We start from the raw sequence: 14,933 nt of genomic DNA, 5'->3' as shown, positions 1-14,933 counted from the left end.
CCGACGACGGCACCCGCGGCGGTCAGCGCCGCACGCAGCGCGGCCGCCTCCCGGTCCTGCCCCTCGATGCCGTGGACGAACACCGAGCGGCCCGCGTCGCCGGTGACCGGCGGCTCCGGAGCGGGGGCGGGCGCCTCGGGGCCGTACGCGTACCAGCCGCGCCCGGTCTTGCGGCCGTGCAGCCCGGCCGCCACCCGGTTCGGGGTGAGGTAGGAGGGACGGAGCCGGTCCGCGTGGCGGAAGCCCTGCCAGATCGAGTCGATCACCGCGGCCGTCACATCCAGCCCGGTGAGATCCATCAGCTCGAACGGGCCCATCCGCAGGCCCAGTACGTCGCGGGCGATCCGGTCGATGTCCACCGGTTCGCCGACTGCCTCCTCCAGCAGTGCGAGCGCCTCGGTCACCAGCCCGCGCCCGGCGTGATTGACCAGGAAGCCGGGGGTGTCGGCGACGGTGACCGCACGGTGGCCGCAGCTCTCGACGAACTCGGTGAGGGCCGGCGGGATCTCCGTGCGGGTGGCCGCGCCGGGCACGATCTCGACGATCCTCATCAGCGGAACGGGGTTGAAGAAGTGGAGCCCGGCCAGCCGCGTCGGGTCCTTCAGCGCGGCGGCGATCCGAGTGACGGACAGGGACGAGGTGTTGGTCGCGAAGACGGCCGTCGCGGGCAGCGCCTGCTCCAGCCTGCCGAAGACCTCCGTCTTGGTGCCGAGGTCCTCCCGCACGGCCTCGATGACCAGCTCGACGTCCGGGCCCTTTGCCCATGGGTCGTCGAGCGGGATCAGCCGCTCCAGGGCGGCGGCGCGGTCCTCGTCGGACATCCGGCCCTTCTGAACGGCCCGTTCGAGCATGGACCGTACGAAGTCCACGGCGGCCGTCACGGCCTCCGTGCGCACGTCGCACAGCTCGACGGTGTGTCCGGCGGTCGCCGCCCACTGGGCGATGCCGCGGCCCATGGCCCCGGCGCCGACGATCCTGATACGCATGGCGGTTGCGGTCCTCTCGGGGTGTGACATGTGATCCGCCCAAGCAAACGGCTGTCACATGTGATCCGTCCAGGCAAACGGGTGTGACATGTGATCCGTCCAAGCGAGCGGGTGTGACATGTGATCCGTCTCAGCGAAGATAGACGCGGTCAGGGTCCACGTCCTCACGCAGCAGCCGCAGTTCGGCCGCGGTCGGCGGCGGTACGGTCCCCACCTCGTCGGCCACCTTCAGGTCCCAGCCGGTGGCCGCCCGTACCTGCTCGACGGTGACGCCGGGGTGGACGGCGACCAGCCGCAGCTCCTCGCCGACGCCCGCGCGGGCCAGGATGCCCAGCTCGGTGACGACCCGGGTGACACCGGCGCCCAGCGGCCGGATGCCTTCGGCCAGTGCCCGGTCCGGGCCGGGGGTGGTGCAGAAGTCAAGGGTCCCGGTGAAGGAACGCGGATTGTGGCGGCGCATCACCACGAAGACCTCGCGGGAGTTGGCCATCACCTCGATGCCGCCGCCGGAGCCCGGCAGCCGGACCGAGGGGCTGTCCCAGTCACCGATCACGGACGTGTTGAGATTGCCCCACCGGTCGATCTGCGCGGCGCCCAGGAACCCCACGTCGATATGGCCGCCCTGGAGGACGCAGCCGAAGAGTGCGGGCATCGACAGCACCGCCTCGGCGCCGGTGATCAGGACCGCGTCGGCGATGGTTTCCGGCAGGTGCGAGGGGTGCGCGCCGCAGACCCCGGACTCGTACACGACCTCGATCTCCGGGGCGACCGTGTCTTGTCTTTCCGGTCCGTCGTGGCCACGTGCTCCTCCGGCTCTGCCGGCGCGTCCTGGTATGCGCGTCGCCCACCGTGTCAGCGGCTATTGATTGCTGTTCAATACCAAATTAAGGTCGCATCAAGACGTCTGATCAATGAAACGGATCGGTGCGCCCGGTCGGCGACGGCCGGCGGCCGAAGGGGCGTGCATGGAGCTGCGTCATCTGTCCGCGTTCGTCGCCGTGGCCGAGGAGCTGCACTTCGGGCGGGCCGCGAAACGGCTGCAGATGGCCCAGCCGCCGCTGAGCCAGCAGATCCGCCGGCTGGAGAAGGAACTGGGCGTCCAGCTCTTCGAACGCAACACCCGGTCGGTGCGGCTCACCAGCGCGGGGGAGTCCTTCCTCCGGCCGGTACGCACCGTCCTCGACGGTCTCGACACCGCGGTGCGCGCCGCGAAGGCGGCGGGCCGCGGCGAGTACGGGCGGGTCACCATCGGCTTCGCGGGCGCCTCCAGCCACGACACGCTGCCGCTCCTCACCAGGGCGGTGCGCGCCGCCCACCCCGCCCTCGAACTGGTCATGAAGGGGCAGACCTACGCCAACGTCGCCCTCGACCGGGTCGCCGACGGCTCGCTCGACCTGGGATTCGTCCGGCTGCCGGTGACCCGGCCGGGAGTGGCGTACCGGGTGATCGACGAGGAGGAGCTGGTGTGCGCGCTGCCCTTCGACCACCGGCTCGCCCGGCTGGAGAGCGTCCCCATCGACGTCCTGGCCGGGGAGCCCTTCGTCTCCTTCCCCGCCAACACCGGCTCCACCGTGCGCGACGCGATGGTCGGGGCCTGCGAGGCCGCCGGGTTCAACCCCCGCGTCGTCCAGGAGGCGCCGGACTCGTACACCATCCTGGCGCTGGTCGCCGCGGGTGTCGGAGTCACGCTCACCGTCACCTCCGTCCAGCACATCCAGCAGAACGGCCTCGTCTACCGGCCCCTGTCCGGCCCGCCGATCCGGCTCCAGGCGGCACTGGCCTGGCGGGCCGACAACCCCTCCGCCGCGCTGGGGTCGGTCCTCGCCGTGGCGGAGCAGGCCCTGCCCACGCCGCCGGGCCCGGCCGGGGGCCGGACCACCGCGAGCCGGCATTGAGACGCTCCACGTCTTGAACCAGGGCGAACTGGATATTGGACCGACTCAGTCGCCGGGTGCAAGGGTCGGCGGCACACGCCCCTGGGGCTGTCCGGCGGATCAGGGCCGGACCGGCCCTCGCCACCGAAAGGTCACGCCGTGCCCGACCAGCAGCTCGATGTCGTCATCTGTGAACCACTGCGTACCCCCATCGGCCGTTTCGGCGGAGTGTTCGCACAGCAGACGCCGGCCGCACTCGCCGCACGCGTCATCGCCGAGGTCGTGGCCCGTACCGGGATCGACCCCGCCGCCGTCGACGAGGTGATCCTCGGACACTCCTACCCGTCCGCCGAGGCCCCCGCCATCGGCCGGGTCGCCGCGCTCGACGCCGGACTGCCCCAGACCGTCACCGGCTCCCAGGTCGACCGCCGCTGCGGCTCGGGCCTCCAGGCCGTGCTCGACGCGGCGATGCAGATCCGGGCCGGCTTCAGCGAGGTCGTGATCGCGGGCGGCGTCGACGTGATGAGCGCCGCCCCCTACTACACGCACGAGGGCCGCTGGGGCATCAAGGGCCCCGGTCTCCAGCTCCACGACTCGCTGGCCCGGGGCAGGGTCACCGCGGGCGGCGTCAACCACCCCGTGCCGGGCGGCATGATCGAGACCGCCGAGAACCTCCGGCGCGCGTACGGCATCAGCCGCGCCGACCAGGACGCCCTCGCCCTGCGCTCGCAGCAGCGCGCCGGCCGGGCCGTGGCGGAGGGCCGGTACGACGCGGAGACCGTCCCCGTCACCGTACGCACCCGCAAGGGCGAGACCGTCGTCACCGCCGACGAGCACCCCCGCCCCGACACCACTGCCGAGCAACTCGCCGCGCTGCGCCCGATCATGGCCAAGTCCGACCCGGAGGCGACCGTCACCGCGGGCAACGCCAGCGGTCAGAACGACGCGGCCGCCGCCTGCCTGGTCACCGGCGCGGCCACCGCCGAACGGCTCGGCCTCACCCCGCTGGTCCGGCTGGTCTCCTTCGCCCGTGCGGGGGTGCCCGCCGCGACGATGGGCATCGGCCCCGTCCCGGCGACCCGGGCCGCGCTCGACCGTGCCGGACTCACGCTCGCCGACCTCGACCTGATCGAGCTCAACGAGGCTTTCGCCGCCCAGGTGCTGGCCTGCACCCGCGAGCTGGGCCTCGGCGAGAAGGACCACGAGCAGCGCATCAACGTCAACGGCTCCGGTGTCTCCCTCGGCCACCCGGTCGGCGCCACCGGCGCCCGTATCCTCGCCACGCTCACCCGTGAACTGCACCGCCGCGAGGCCCGGTACGGCCTGGAGACCATGTGCGTCGGCGGCGGACAGGGTCTCGCCGCCGTCTTCGAGCGGATCGCGGTTTGATACCGGGCCCCCGCGGGTGCAATGAGACCCGTGACATCTCACTGCACCAGTAATTCAGTATTCGATCGTTCTAGGTCCCGCGCGGCGGCGTGGAGATGACCCGGGCCTTCACCTTCGAACTCGAAGGGTCCGGGGAGCCGGCCTGCGTGGCCGAATCGCTGACGCACTGCTACCCGTAGGACGAGCGGAAGCGCGGGGCGGGCCGGGGCGCTGGAAGGCCAGCGCCCCGGCCCGCCAGCGCTCCCATTGGGTCAGCAGGCCGCCGTCGCGCGCGAGGCCCCGCCCCGCTCCGTCGCCGGCGGCACCGCGAGATGGTCCGGCTCGGCATCCGGGTCGGTCAGCCGGTTCCCGGTACGTCGAACCCGAAGTACAGGACATCGGTGACCTGGTCGGTGGAGTAGCCGAGTTCGGTCTTCAGATACGTGGGCAGCAGTGCCTGGATCGGCCACGAGTACAGGAATGCGAAGAACAGCGTCACGATCACCGACAGGTACAGCACCCAGCCGCGCTTCCCGCCCATCTGCACGGTGAACGCTGTGAGCGCCAGTCCGGCGGGCCACCGAGACCGGTACCGATCACCGCGGCACCTGTTCCGTCGGCGGACGGCCGGGAGCGGTCGCTCATCGGACCGGCGGCAGACCGGCGGCGCGCAGGCGCTGGGCGACCAGGGCGACGGACTCGGCACTCAGCTGGATCTGCGGGAAGGCGGTGTCACCGCAGGCGATGACGCCGAGCAGCTGGAGCGCCGCCTTGAACGAGCCGAGCGCCGAGGAGCTGCGGCCCATGTCCGCCTCCGGGCCGACGCCGACCATGGCGAACAGCTCGACGAGCCGCTCCTGCTCCTTCGCGGCCAGCTCCCAGTTCCCGGCCCGTGCGGCGTCGTAGAGCCGTACGTAACCGGCCGGGTCGACATTGCCGATGCCCGGCACCACACCGTCGGCCCCGGCCAACAGGGCGGCGTCCACGGAGAGTTCGGAGCCGGTGAGGATGCTGAAGCGCGGCGCCGGACCGTCCGTGCGCCCGCCGCGGCCCCCCAGCCCGACGATCAGGCGGCGCAGTCCGCCCTCGTCGCCGCTGCTGTCCTTGAGACCGGCCAGGGTGCCGTCCTCGGCGAGTTCGCGCACCAGCGCGGGGGAGAGCTTGCTGTGCACGGCGACCGGGATGTCGTACGCGAACAGCGGCAGGTCGACCGCCGCGCGCAGCCGCCGGAAGTGCTGGGCGATCTCCTTGTCATGGGTGCGGGTGTAGAACGGCGCGGTGGCGACCAGGGCGTCCGCGCCCAGTTCGGCGGCGGCCCGGGCGTGCTCGACGACGCGCGCGGTGGTGGTGTCGATGACACCGGCCAGCACCGGCACCCTTCCGTCGGTCGTGTTGACCACGGTCTCCAGCGCCGTGGCGCGCTGCTCGTCGGTGAGGTACGCGACCTCGCTGGTGGACCCGAGCGCGAACAGCCCGTGCACACCACCGTCGATGAGGTGTTCGACGAGCCGGGTGAGGGACGCGGTGTCGACCTCCCCCCGGGGGTCGAGCGGGGTGCAGACCGGGGGTACGACGCCGTGCAGCGGTGAGGTCAGGGACATGGTGAAGGCTCCAGCTCGGTCGGTGCACCGATCCGTGGCCCGAGGCGGCTGCACGGATCGAGACATGAGACGTAAGATGTCCTATGTCCGGCTCACCTTAAACAGAAGCTCCTGCGGACGGTCAAGGGGCAAACACACCTCGGGAGGATGTTGTGGCGCGCCCCACCATGGCTCAGGACATAGAGCGCCGGCTCAAGGAACTGATCCTGGAACGAGGACTCGCCCCCGGCGACACACTGCCCACCGAGACCGAGCTGATGGAGCTGTTCGGGGCCGGCCGGGTGTCGGTGCGCGAGGCCCTCAAGGCACTCCAGGCCGTCAACGTCGTGGAGATCCGCCGCGGCTTCGGCACCTTCGTCGGCTCGCTCTCACTGTCACGCTTCGCCGAGGGACTCGCCTTCCGCGCCGCGGTCCGTCACCGGCAGGGCGAACCGGGCCTCTACGAGCTGATGAAGGTGCGGGAGGCGCTGGAGGCCGGCCTGGTCGGTGCCGTCACGGTCGGTATTCCTGACGAGGATCTCGATGTGCTGCGCGGTCTCGTCGCGAAGATGGAGGCCGAGGCCCGGGACGGCGGCCGGGTGGCGCGCGGCACCGACCGCGCCTTCCATCTCGCGCTCTACGCCTCGCTCGACAATCACCTGCTCAGTGAGGTGCTCGACGCGTTCTGGGCGGCCATGGACCGGGTGCGCGAAGACCTCGACGACGACCATCAGGACCCGGTGGTCACCTGTGCCCAGCACCGCGAGATCGTCGAGGCGGTCGCGGCGGCCGACGGCGAACGCGCGGTGCGCGCCATGCGCACCCACTTCGACGGCATCCGCAACCGCCTCGAACCGGCGCCGGTTCCGTAGCGCCCGCACCCGAAGCGGGGCGCGCCCGGCCGGTCCCTCACCGCCCCGGCGTCGCCCCGGTGATGGCGGTGACGGCCATCCGTACCGCGCGGTCCGTCACTGCCAGGTGGTCGTCGCCGTTCTCGATCGCCGTCGTGGCCGCGTTGACGATTCCCTGGAGGAGCAGGGCCGTGCGCCGCGGGTCCTCCTCGCCCAGCTCGGTCAGCGCGTCGATCAGCGGGGTGAGCAGCTCCCGGTGCGCCCGCACCGCGCTCTCCCGTACCACCGCCGCGTCCCGGACCCCGGCCAGTGCCTGGGCGATCCGGTGTTCCCCGCCGCGCACCAGCTCCAGCTGGGACGACACATAGGCGGCGATCTTCGCCTCGGGCGTACCGGCCGCCGACATGCCGGCCCGGATGGCGTCCGTCCAGCGGGGCATCGCGTCCTCGACGACCGCGGCGAGCAGCTCGGGGCGCCCGGGGAAGTACTTGTACAGGCTGTTGCGGGCGAGGCCGGTGGCCCTGGCGACCGCGGTGAAGGTCACGGCCTCGGCGTCGCCGCCCTCCAACAGCTCACGCGCCGCCCGCACCAGGGCCAGCCGCTGCTGGGCGTGGTGCTCGGCGACGGTGGCGGCTCTGATCCTGGGCACCGGCCCAGTCTAGAAGCCCCGGCGCACTACCGACCCCCACTTAGGGACGCCGCGTCCCCATCATCTATGTTGGCGACACACCGTCCCTAACATCGATCCACCGAAGGGAACCGCCGTGTTCCTCGCTCTGCTGGAGCTGCGCGCCGCCCGAGGGCGCTTCCTGCTCATGGGGTCCGTCGTGGTGCTCGTCGCCGCACTCGTCGGCATCGTCTCCGGCTTCACCACCGGCCTGGGTGACGACACCATCTCCGCGCTGCGCCGCCTTCCGGCCTCGCAACTGGTCTTCTCCTCGGACGCCCGGTCCGACCAGTTCGCCCGCAGCCTCCTCGACAGGAAGACCGCTGCCGCCTGGCGCCGGGACGCGGACACCGACATGACCGCGCTGGGCGTCTCCATCACCCGCGGCACGACGAACCGTGGCGCCGAGGTCGATCTCGCCGCCTTCGGCGTCGAGCCCGACTCCTTCCTCAACCCCCCGGTCACCGAGGGCGACGGCCTCGCGGGAGGGAAGGCGGACAGCATCGTGATGTCCGCCAAGCTCGCCGACGAGGGCGTACGCGTCGGCGACACCCTCGTCATCGACCGGCTCGGCATCGAACTGCGCGTCACCGGGTTGACCGAACGCTCCAGTTACGGCCATGTGCCCGTCGCCTACGTCCCGCTGAAGACCTGGCAGCGCATCCGCTTCAGCACCCCCGGAGCCCCGCCGTCCGCAACCGCCGCGATCCCCGACCAGTTCAGCGCCCTGGCCCTGCGCACCCCGCCGGCCGGGACCTCGCCCGCCACCCTCGACGCGCGGCACTCCACCACCACCCTCACCAAGGAGAAGGCGTACGAGGCGGCCCCCGGCTACACCGGCGAACGCGTCACCATGAGCTCGATCCAGGTCTTCCTCTACCTGATCGCCCCACTCGTGGTCGGCGCCTTCTTCGCCGTATGGACCGTGCAGCGACAGCCCGAACTCGCCCTGCTGCGCGCACTGGGCGCCTCCCGCCGGCGGCTGCTCGCCCACACCGTGCTCCAGGCGGCCCTGGTCGTCGTCCTCGGCACCGCGGCGGGCGCCGTGCTCGCCGGAGCGGTCGGGCTGCTGGTCGGTGAACAGGTGCCGTTCAGCCTGCCCGCCGCCACCCTCGCCATCACCATGTGCACCGTCGCGGCCGTCGGCCTCGCGGGCACCGCCCTGACCCTGCGCCGGGTCACCCATGCCGACCCGCTGACCATGCTGGGAGCCAACCGATGAGCCTCGAACTGACCGGTGTCACCGTCGAGTTCGGCCGCACCGATGCCCGTACCACCGTTCTCGACGGACTCGACGTCACCTTCGCACCCGGCCGCATGACGGCCCTCGTCGGCCCGTCGGGCTCCGGCAAGTCGACGCTGCTCGCCGTCGCGGGCGCGCTGCTGCGTCCCACCGCAGGGCAGGTCCTGCTGGACGGCGAGGACCTCGCCGGGCTCTCCGACGCCCAGCGCGCCAAGGCCCGCCGGGAACGGATCGGCTACATGTTCCAGAGCGGCAATCTGCTCTCCGGCCTGGCCGCCACCGACCAGCTGCTCGCCGCCGTGTACATCGGCGGCGGGCGCCCCCGCGCGCACCGCTCCCGCGCCGAGGAGGCGCTGACCCGGGTGGGCCTCGGCCATCGCCTGCGTCACCGCCCCGATCAGCTCTCCGGCGGTGAACGCCAGCGCGTCGCCCTGGCCCGTGCGCTCTTCCTCTCCCCGAAACTGCTGCTGATCGACGAACCGACGGCGGCCGTGGACCGTTGGCAGGCCGGCGAGCTGGCCGCGCTCCTCGCCGAACGCACCCGCCAGGACGACTGTGTCACGGTCGTGGCCACGCACGATCCGGCCGTGGCGGAGGCCGCCGACCGGGTCGTGGAGATGGCCGCACTGACCGCCGACGTGGCGGTGTCCGTACTGCCCGGCCGCTGAACCCGCCCGGCGACCGGGCCCGTCACTACCGCTGGACGCTGCCGTAGAGATAGCTGCGGGTGCCGTTCAGCGCGGCGCGGCTCAACGCGTCCACCTCGGCGGGCCCCATCGCCGGCCAGTCGGGCGTGTTCTCGACCAGCTCACGCCCCAGCCTGCGGCCGAGGCCGACCAGGCGGGCCCCCTCGGGGGAGCGCTCGTCCGCGTACCGGTGCAGGGCCTCGGCCGCCGAGGAGGACGCTTGCAGTGACCTTTCCAGACACAACGCGTCCTGGAGCGCCTTGACCGCTCCGCTCGCGGTGTGCGGCCGGGTCACGCTCGCCGCGTCGCCGGCCAGCAGGAAGGGGGGTTCCGCCGCCCGGGGCACGGCGAAGTCGGCGACCCGGGTGGAGCGCCTGGGAGCTGTGTTCGCCCCGGGCGACGATGTCCGCCCACTCGGTGGGGAAGCGCTCTGCGGCGATGTGCCGCACGTACGCGGCGGAGACCGGGACATCCGGCGCCGGGCCGGTGGCCGCGCCCCCGGCCGGGGACGGCGCCGGGGGAGAGGCGTAGATGGCGTACGCCAGCAGCCGCGAACCCCTGGCCGCCCCCGGGATCAGATAGAAGACCCCGTGCCCGCCGGGGAAGCCCAGGGTGACCCAGGCGGTCTCCAGCAGTTCCAGCTGCTTCGGATGCTCACGGAGCGCGCTCGCCGGGATCGTGCCCCGCCAGACCAGATACCCGGCGGGGACCGGCCGCACCTCGGGGGCGATCAGTTCGCGTGTGACGGATCGGTGCCCGTCCGCCCCGACCACGATGTCGTACTCCCGCTCGCCGTCCGCGGTACGGATCAGGGCGCCGCCGGAGTCCGCACGGCCGACGGAGTCGACGGGCCGCCCGCGGTGATACGTGCTGCCCCCGGTGTTCTCGCGCAACGCCCGCCACAGCAGGCCCCAGTTGCAGGGAGTCACCGGGGCCTGCTGCCGCGCCAGCTCACGCGCCGACCGCCGCCCCGGCGCCTGTGCGAGCCAGACCCGGGTGGCGACCGAAGCCGTCGGCATGTCCGCGCCCAGATATCCGCCCGCGACCAGGTCCTGGTGGAGCGGCGGCGGGATGACGATGCCGAACCCCCGGTCCTGCAACTCGCCGTCGCTGCGCTCGTGGACGGTGACGTCCGCCCCCGCCCGCGTCCCCGCGATCGCCATGGCGCAGCCGGCGATGCTGCCGCCGACCACCCCGATGCGTAAGCCCGTCACTGCCACCGCGCTACCACCTGTTCTCACGCTCCGGGAGGTGCTGGACGCCCTCATCGTCGCACCCGTGCGCGGGGCGGGACGGGTACGCGCGGCAGCTCCCGGAGGCCCGGCGCGCTACGGAGTCACGGCCACCGTCGCACTGCCGCTCACCTGCCTGCCGCTCGCCCGGTACGTGGCGGTGAGCGTGACACTGCCCGAGGCCGTCAAGGGCCCCACCGGACCAGGAGTCGTCCCGGAGGGGTCCGGTCCCGTCCCCCTCGGAAGGGGGGACGGCAGGGTCAGTCCCGGGCGTGGTCACGGGCACGGGCCTCGGTGATCCGGCGCCTGACCGGGGCGTAGTGCTCGCCCAGTGCCTTCATGAAGCCGGTGATGTCCCCGGCCCGCGCGGAGTCCACGATGTTCTGGTGGGCCGCGATCGTCTCCATCTCGTCGGCGTGCGTGAATCCGTCGAGATGCGGCGCGACGATCGTGTACACGTCCCAGAAGGCCATCGAGAGCTGGCCGATCAGGTCATTGCCGAGCGGCGCCACCAGCTGCGCGTGGAACGCCCGGTCGGCTTCCACGAAACCGTGCCCGTCCTGGGCGCCGGTCTCGCGCATGGTGGCGACCAGGCCGTCCAGCTTGTCGAGCTGGTCCGTGCCGAGCATGGAGACGATCCGCTCGGCCGTCCCGCGCTCGAAGAGCTCGCGCACGTCGACGAGATCGGCCATGACCTGGAAGTCGTCGTCGGGGGAGAGCAGTCCGCGGAAGGTCAGGCTCTCCACCAGGGCCGACAGGCTGAGCCGGCCCACGTAGGTGCCGTGCCCGTGCCGCACCTCCACGATGTCCAGCGCGTTGAGGATCTTGACCGCCTCGCGGACGCTGGAGCGGCTGGCGCCGAGCGCCTCGCACAGGGCCGGTTCGGTGGGCAGCGGGTCCCCGGGGCGGAGTCGTTCCTCCAGGATGTAGCGCTTGATGCCCTCGACGACTTCCTGCCGGAGCAGCTGTCGGCCAGGCTTCGCACCGGACATATGTGGACTCCCCACCTCTTGACCCCTCTCGATCGTCCAGCCACATCCCACGCTATCAAGGCATCAGACATCTGACGTCTTATGTCGTGACTGAGAAGGGCGCGCCCGATGCTGGCGGGCGCGGACGGTTCGTTTCCCGGGCTCGGCAATGTGGACCCGCACGGGTACGTACGTCTCCACGAGGCCGCGGTACGGGGCGACCGGGCCGCCGCCAGGGCCGAACAGGACCGCCTGGTCGCGCTCTTCGACATCGTCCGCGCGGCCCGCCCCGGCACGGCGTCCGTCACCGCCGCGGGCCTCGGCGCCTTCACGAGGGTACTCATGCTGCGCGGGAGCACCGAGACGAATGCGATGAGCCCGCCGATGCGCCGCCTGGACGCGGCCGAGACCGCCGAAATCGCGGCCTGCCTGGACCGCGCGGGGTTCGCCCGGGTGTGAGCCGGCCCGAACGGAAAGACAGCGGCCCGTCGTCACAGCGCCGGCTGTGACGACGGACCGCTTATTTCCGGTTCGCTACCCAGTGACCGTGCCGGTCAGCCCTTGGAGGCGCGGGTACGGCGGACCAGCAGGGTTCCACCGAGCACCAGGGCCGCGGCGGCCCCGCCCGCCATCCCCAGGTTGGCGTCGGCACCGGTGCGCGCCAGCTGCGGCGGCTCGTTGTGCGTGGCCGGGGTGGGCTCGTTCGGGGGCTGGTTCGGCGGCGTCTGCGTCGTCGGAGGCTTGTGCTTCGTCGGGGGGGCCACCGGCGGGGTGGTAGGGGGGTTGACCGGCGGGGTGGTCGGGGGGTTGACCGGCGGAGTGGTCGGCGGGGTGGTTGGCGGGTTGACCGGCGGGGTGGTTGGCGGGGTGGTTGGCGGGGTGACCGGCGGGGTGGTCGGCGGGGTGGTCGGCGGGGTGGTCGGCGGAGGCGGGGTCTCGTTCCCACCGGACTCGTTGCCGCACTTGTTCCCGGACGCCGGGTTCAGCGCGCCGACGACGTTGACGGTGTTGCCGCACGCGTTGATCGGAACGTCCACGGGGGCCTGGATGGAGTTGCCGGACAGCACACCGGGGGACTGGGCCGCGACGCCCTCGGCGCTCGCCCCCCGGCCCCCGCTGCCGGAGCCGCCCTTGTTCTCGCACTCGTTGCCGAACGCGGGGTTCAGCAGGCCGATCACATTCACCGTGTTGCCACACACATTGACCGGCACATGCACCGGCACCTGCACGTTGTTGCCCGAACCGACTCCGGGGGAGCCGACGGCCGCGCCGTCGGCGGAGGCATCCGCGAACGCGTATCCACCGACTGCGGTCAGGATCCCTGACGCCGCCGCCATCACCAGCACGCTCTTACTCAAGGCTTTTCGCATTGGTTGCCCCTTCTTAGGCCATTCCGTGCGAGCAGAACGCTCGCTGTTCATTCATCAGGCCGGTGCGGAGACCACCGGGAGGCCACCCCGGCGGCGCCCGTGCATGACTCGGCAAGCGGCGGTTACGGAAAGCGCGGAGACCACGAAGACGCGTGCTTCATGTGAAGGATCCGTGCTTCTGCCGGTCAAGCGCCCGAACCTGCACGCCTGTGTCAGGCATAACGAGGAGGAATTGTTGAGGAAACTCGCAAGATCATGGAAATTTTGTGACTACACGAATGGAGTACCCACGCGGGTCGGTCGACGTCGACCCCGTCCGGTGCGTAGGCGTGCTCAACCCGACGGGCGGAAAAGGCTGCTGGTGGCGGGGAAGCGGCGGGGCGGATCGATTTCTCCCGCGGATTCCTGGAGCACCGCTTCGTACTGCTGTACGTGTCCCTGGGCATTCGGGTGAATGGAGAGAACCAAACGCCCGGACGTGAGTTGGGCAGGGGGCTCCGGTACGGGGCATCCAGTACGAGAAGGGTTAATCGTGATCAAGAAGGTTCTGGCTACGGGTGCCGTCGCCGCCTCCGTCCTCGGTCTGGGCGCGACGCAGGCCATGGCAATCGGCGACGACGGCGGTACGACGTCGGTCAACGGCAACGGAGCCTCGCAGTCGTTCGGCAACGCCGAGACCCACGGTGACGGCAGCCCGCAGTTCGGTCTGGTCCAGGGCAGCCTGAACAAGCCCTGCATCGGCCTGCCGGCCAAGGCCAACGCCGGCTCGCTCGTCGGCCTGGTCCCGGTCGCGGTCCAGGACGTCAACGTGCTGTCCTCGCCGCAGAACCAGCAGTGCACCGAGAACTCCACCCAGGCCAAGGGTGACGAGCCGCTGTCGCACATCCTGGACAACATCCCGGTGCTCTCCGGCAACGGCGCCGGCAACAGCTGATCCGTAACTGATCCGCCACTGATCCAGCCGCAACGACAGGCCCGGGCCGCCGGCGCTCCTCCTCCGCGCTGCCCGGGCCTGTTGCTGCCATTCCCCGGATTGGGCGGGGGCGTCGGATTGTCGGAACATCCCTCCGATGGCATCGAGTGATCGATACTGCGTCATTCGGGCGATTTTCCGAGAATTTTCGGCCTGAAGAGTTTCGTCTCCGGTCTTAAATCGTTATGAATTGCAGCGGCGGAGTTACGAGCGATCAGGACCGCGCTCGTGCGGCACGAAAGACGTGGCCGCCTCGGACTCCGTCAAAGAAAGGGAACAAAGTGAAGTACACCAAGGTTGCTGCCATCGCCGCCGGAACCCTGATGGCGATGGGTGCCGCCGCGCCGGCCTTCGCCGACTCCGGTGCCGAGGGCGGAGCTTCCTACTCCCCGGGCGTGCTGTCCGGTAACAGCGTCCAGGCCCCGGTCCACGTCCCGCTCAACCTGTGCGGCAACACCGTGGACGTGATCGGTCTGCTCAACCCCGCCTTCGGCAACACTTGCGGCAACTCCTGACCTTCGGTCGGACGGGCCGAACGCTCGTGATCGGAAGGCCCCGGAACGCATTCGATGCGTTCCGGGGCCTTCCCCTTTTTTTGGCATTCGATCGGGTGGTCCGGCAGAAATGCGACTCCGTCCAGTTGCCGTGTCGCAACCGCATCGTTACCCAGGGCGAAAGCGGCAGAAGGCACGGCCAAAGAAGGTGCGTGCGGCGCGGGTGCGCGCCCGGAAAAGATGCCGCTGCAGAAGGGAACCCGAAAGTGAAGTACGCGAAGACTGCTGCGTTCGTTGCCGGTTCCGTGGTTGCTCTCGGAACGGCTGCTCCCGCCTTCGCCGTTACCAACGCCACGGCCCCCAACTTCAGCCTCAACGGCGGCGTGAACCAGGTGGCGGAGAGCGCCCCGCAGGCCGTCGACCCGATCGTCGACACGGTCGGCGGCGCTGCGGAGTCGGTGCAGAAGAACGGCACCGTCACCAAGCTGGCCGATCAGGCCACCGGTGCGGCCAAGGGCGCGGCCCCGCTCATGGGTGGCCTGCCGATCGGCGGCTGATCGCTCGCGCCACAGGAAGTTCCCCGCCGACCCCCGGCCATTCGAATTCCTCCGGTGCTGTGCATTCGGCGAACAACTGAA

15 protein-coding genes and 4 pseudogenes are annotated in these 14,933 nt (G+C 71.3%); 11 read left to right on the top strand and 8 right to left on the bottom strand.

Features of this window, described 5'->3' with window-relative positions; all coding sequences use genetic code 11:
* Both ABZY11_RS16025 and ABZY11_RS16020 read right to left on the bottom strand, forming a co-directional pair.
* Nucleotides 1–986, bottom strand: a 986-nt coding sequence (locus tag ABZY11_RS16025; RefSeq protein ID WP_356479720.1) for a 3-hydroxyacyl-CoA dehydrogenase NAD-binding domain-containing protein, incomplete at its 3' end; no start/stop codon positions are given.
* Nucleotides 987–1,116: 130 nt separating this feature from the next.
* Nucleotides 1,117–1,758 (bottom strand): annotated as a pseudogene (locus ABZY11_RS16020) (CoA-transferase); the annotation flags it as partial.
* 193 nt (nt 1,759–1,951) lie between these two features.
* Between ABZY11_RS16020 and ABZY11_RS16015 the strand changes: the two are divergent.
* From ABZY11_RS16015 to ABZY11_RS16005, 3 genes and pseudogenes are all read left to right on the top strand, one after another.
* A complete protein-coding gene (locus tag ABZY11_RS16015; protein ID WP_356479719.1) occupies nt 1,952–2,881 on the top strand; it encodes a LysR family transcriptional regulator in 930 nt (309 codons plus the stop codon).
* A gap of 138 nt (nt 2,882–3,019) precedes the next feature.
* Nucleotides 3,020–4,249, top strand: a complete 1,230-nt coding sequence (locus ABZY11_RS16010; RefSeq protein ID WP_356479718.1) for an acetyl-CoA C-acetyltransferase — start codon at nt 3,020–3,022, stop codon at nt 4,247–4,249.
* Nucleotides 4,250–4,323: 74 nt separating this feature from the next.
* Nucleotides 4,324–4,428: pseudogene (locus ABZY11_RS16005) on the top strand (MaoC family dehydratase); the annotation flags it as partial.
* A gap of 185 nt (nt 4,429–4,613) precedes the next feature.
* Here ABZY11_RS16005 and ABZY11_RS16000 read toward each other — a convergent pair.
* Both ABZY11_RS16000 and ABZY11_RS15995 read right to left on the bottom strand, forming a co-directional pair.
* Nucleotides 4,614–4,802: pseudogene (locus tag ABZY11_RS16000) on the bottom strand (MFS transporter); the annotation flags it as partial.
* Nucleotides 4,803–4,869: 67 nt separating this feature from the next.
* Nucleotides 4,870–5,829: a dihydrodipicolinate synthase family protein gene (locus ABZY11_RS15995; RefSeq protein WP_356479717.1), complete on the bottom strand. Its 960-nt coding sequence runs from the start codon at nt 5,827–5,829 to the stop codon at nt 4,870–4,872.
* A 152-nt stretch (nt 5,830–5,981) separates the two neighbouring features.
* Between ABZY11_RS15995 and ABZY11_RS15990 the strand changes: the two genes are divergently transcribed.
* A complete protein-coding gene (locus ABZY11_RS15990; RefSeq protein ID WP_356479716.1) occupies nt 5,982–6,680 on the top strand; it encodes a FadR/GntR family transcriptional regulator in 699 nt (232 codons plus the stop codon).
* Nucleotides 6,681–6,717: 37 nt separating this feature from the next.
* Here the strand turns inward: ABZY11_RS15990 and ABZY11_RS15985 are convergent, their stop codons facing one another.
* Entirely contained in the window at nt 6,718–7,308 is a 591-nt protein-coding gene (locus ABZY11_RS15985; RefSeq protein WP_356479715.1) for a helix-turn-helix domain-containing protein, read from the bottom strand.
* Between the two features lie 115 nt (nt 7,309–7,423).
* On the opposite strand from ABZY11_RS15985, the gene ABZY11_RS15980 reads away from it, so the two are divergent.
* Nucleotides 7,424–8,548 carry an ABC transporter permease gene (locus ABZY11_RS15980; protein ID WP_356479714.1) on the top strand — a complete coding sequence of 375 codons (1,125 nt, stop codon included), beginning with the start codon at nt 7,424–7,426 and terminating at the stop codon, nt 8,546–8,548.
* Nucleotides 8,545–9,237: an ABC transporter ATP-binding protein gene (locus ABZY11_RS15975; RefSeq protein WP_356479713.1), complete on the top strand. Its 693-nt coding sequence runs from the start codon at nt 8,545–8,547 to the stop codon at nt 9,235–9,237. The genes ABZY11_RS15980 and ABZY11_RS15975 overlap by 4 nt, the downstream gene beginning before the upstream one ends.
* Before the next feature lie 25 nt (nt 9,238–9,262).
* Here the strand turns inward: ABZY11_RS15975 and ABZY11_RS15970 are convergent, their stop codons facing one another.
* On the bottom strand, nt 9,263–9,727 hold the full coding sequence (locus tag ABZY11_RS15970; RefSeq protein WP_356479712.1) for an FAD-dependent monooxygenase: 465 nt from the start codon (nt 9,725–9,727) through the stop codon (nt 9,263–9,265).
* A 545-nt stretch (nt 9,728–10,272) separates the two neighbouring features.
* Between ABZY11_RS15970 and ABZY11_RS15965 the strand changes: the two genes are divergently transcribed.
* Nucleotides 10,273–10,785 carry a hypothetical protein gene (locus ABZY11_RS15965; protein WP_356479711.1) on the top strand — a complete coding sequence of 171 codons (513 nt, stop codon included), beginning with the start codon at nt 10,273–10,275 and terminating at the stop codon, nt 10,783–10,785.
* On the opposite strand, the gene ABZY11_RS15960 is transcribed toward ABZY11_RS15965, so the two are convergent.
* Nucleotides 10,748–11,479 carry an FCD domain-containing protein gene (locus ABZY11_RS15960; RefSeq protein WP_356479710.1) on the bottom strand — a complete coding sequence of 244 codons (732 nt, stop codon included), beginning with the start codon at nt 11,477–11,479 and terminating at the stop codon, nt 10,748–10,750. The genes ABZY11_RS15965 and ABZY11_RS15960 overlap by 38 nt on opposite strands.
* Before the next feature lie 108 nt (nt 11,480–11,587).
* Here ABZY11_RS15960 and ABZY11_RS15955 point away from each other — a divergent pair.
* Nucleotides 11,588–11,917, top strand: a pseudogene (locus ABZY11_RS15955) (dihydrodipicolinate synthase family protein); the annotation flags it as partial.
* A 95-nt stretch (nt 11,918–12,012) separates the two neighbouring features.
* Here the strand turns inward: ABZY11_RS15955 and ABZY11_RS15950 are convergent.
* Complete coding sequence (locus ABZY11_RS15950; protein WP_356479709.1) at nt 12,013–12,828, bottom strand: chaplin; 816 nt, start codon at nt 12,826–12,828, stop codon at nt 12,013–12,015.
* Nucleotides 12,829–13,360: 532 nt separating this feature from the next.
* On the opposite strand from ABZY11_RS15950, the gene ABZY11_RS15945 reads away from it, so the two are divergent.
* From ABZY11_RS15945 to ABZY11_RS15935, 3 genes are all read left to right on the top strand, one after another.
* Complete coding sequence (locus ABZY11_RS15945) at nt 13,361–13,762, top strand: rodlin (RefSeq protein WP_356479708.1); 402 nt, start codon at nt 13,361–13,363, stop codon at nt 13,760–13,762.
* Between the two features lie 320 nt (nt 13,763–14,082).
* Nucleotides 14,083–14,316 (top strand): chaplin, encoded by a 234-nt coding sequence (locus tag ABZY11_RS15940; protein WP_356479707.1) that lies wholly within the window; start codon nt 14,083–14,085, stop codon nt 14,314–14,316.
* Nucleotides 14,317–14,561: 245 nt separating this feature from the next.
* The gene (locus tag ABZY11_RS15935) at nt 14,562–14,852 is read left to right on the top strand and encodes a hypothetical protein (protein WP_356479706.1); all 291 of its coding nucleotides are present in this window, start codon (nt 14,562–14,564) and stop codon (nt 14,850–14,852) included.
* Nucleotides 14,853–14,933 lie beyond the last annotated feature (81 nt).

This window comes from Streptomyces sp. NPDC006510, assembly GCF_040611955.1.
In the GTDB taxonomy this organism is placed as follows: Bacteria; Actinomycetota; Actinomycetes; order Streptomycetales; family Streptomycetaceae; genus Streptomyces.
This window is presented reverse-complemented; position numbering and strand designations above follow the sequence as displayed.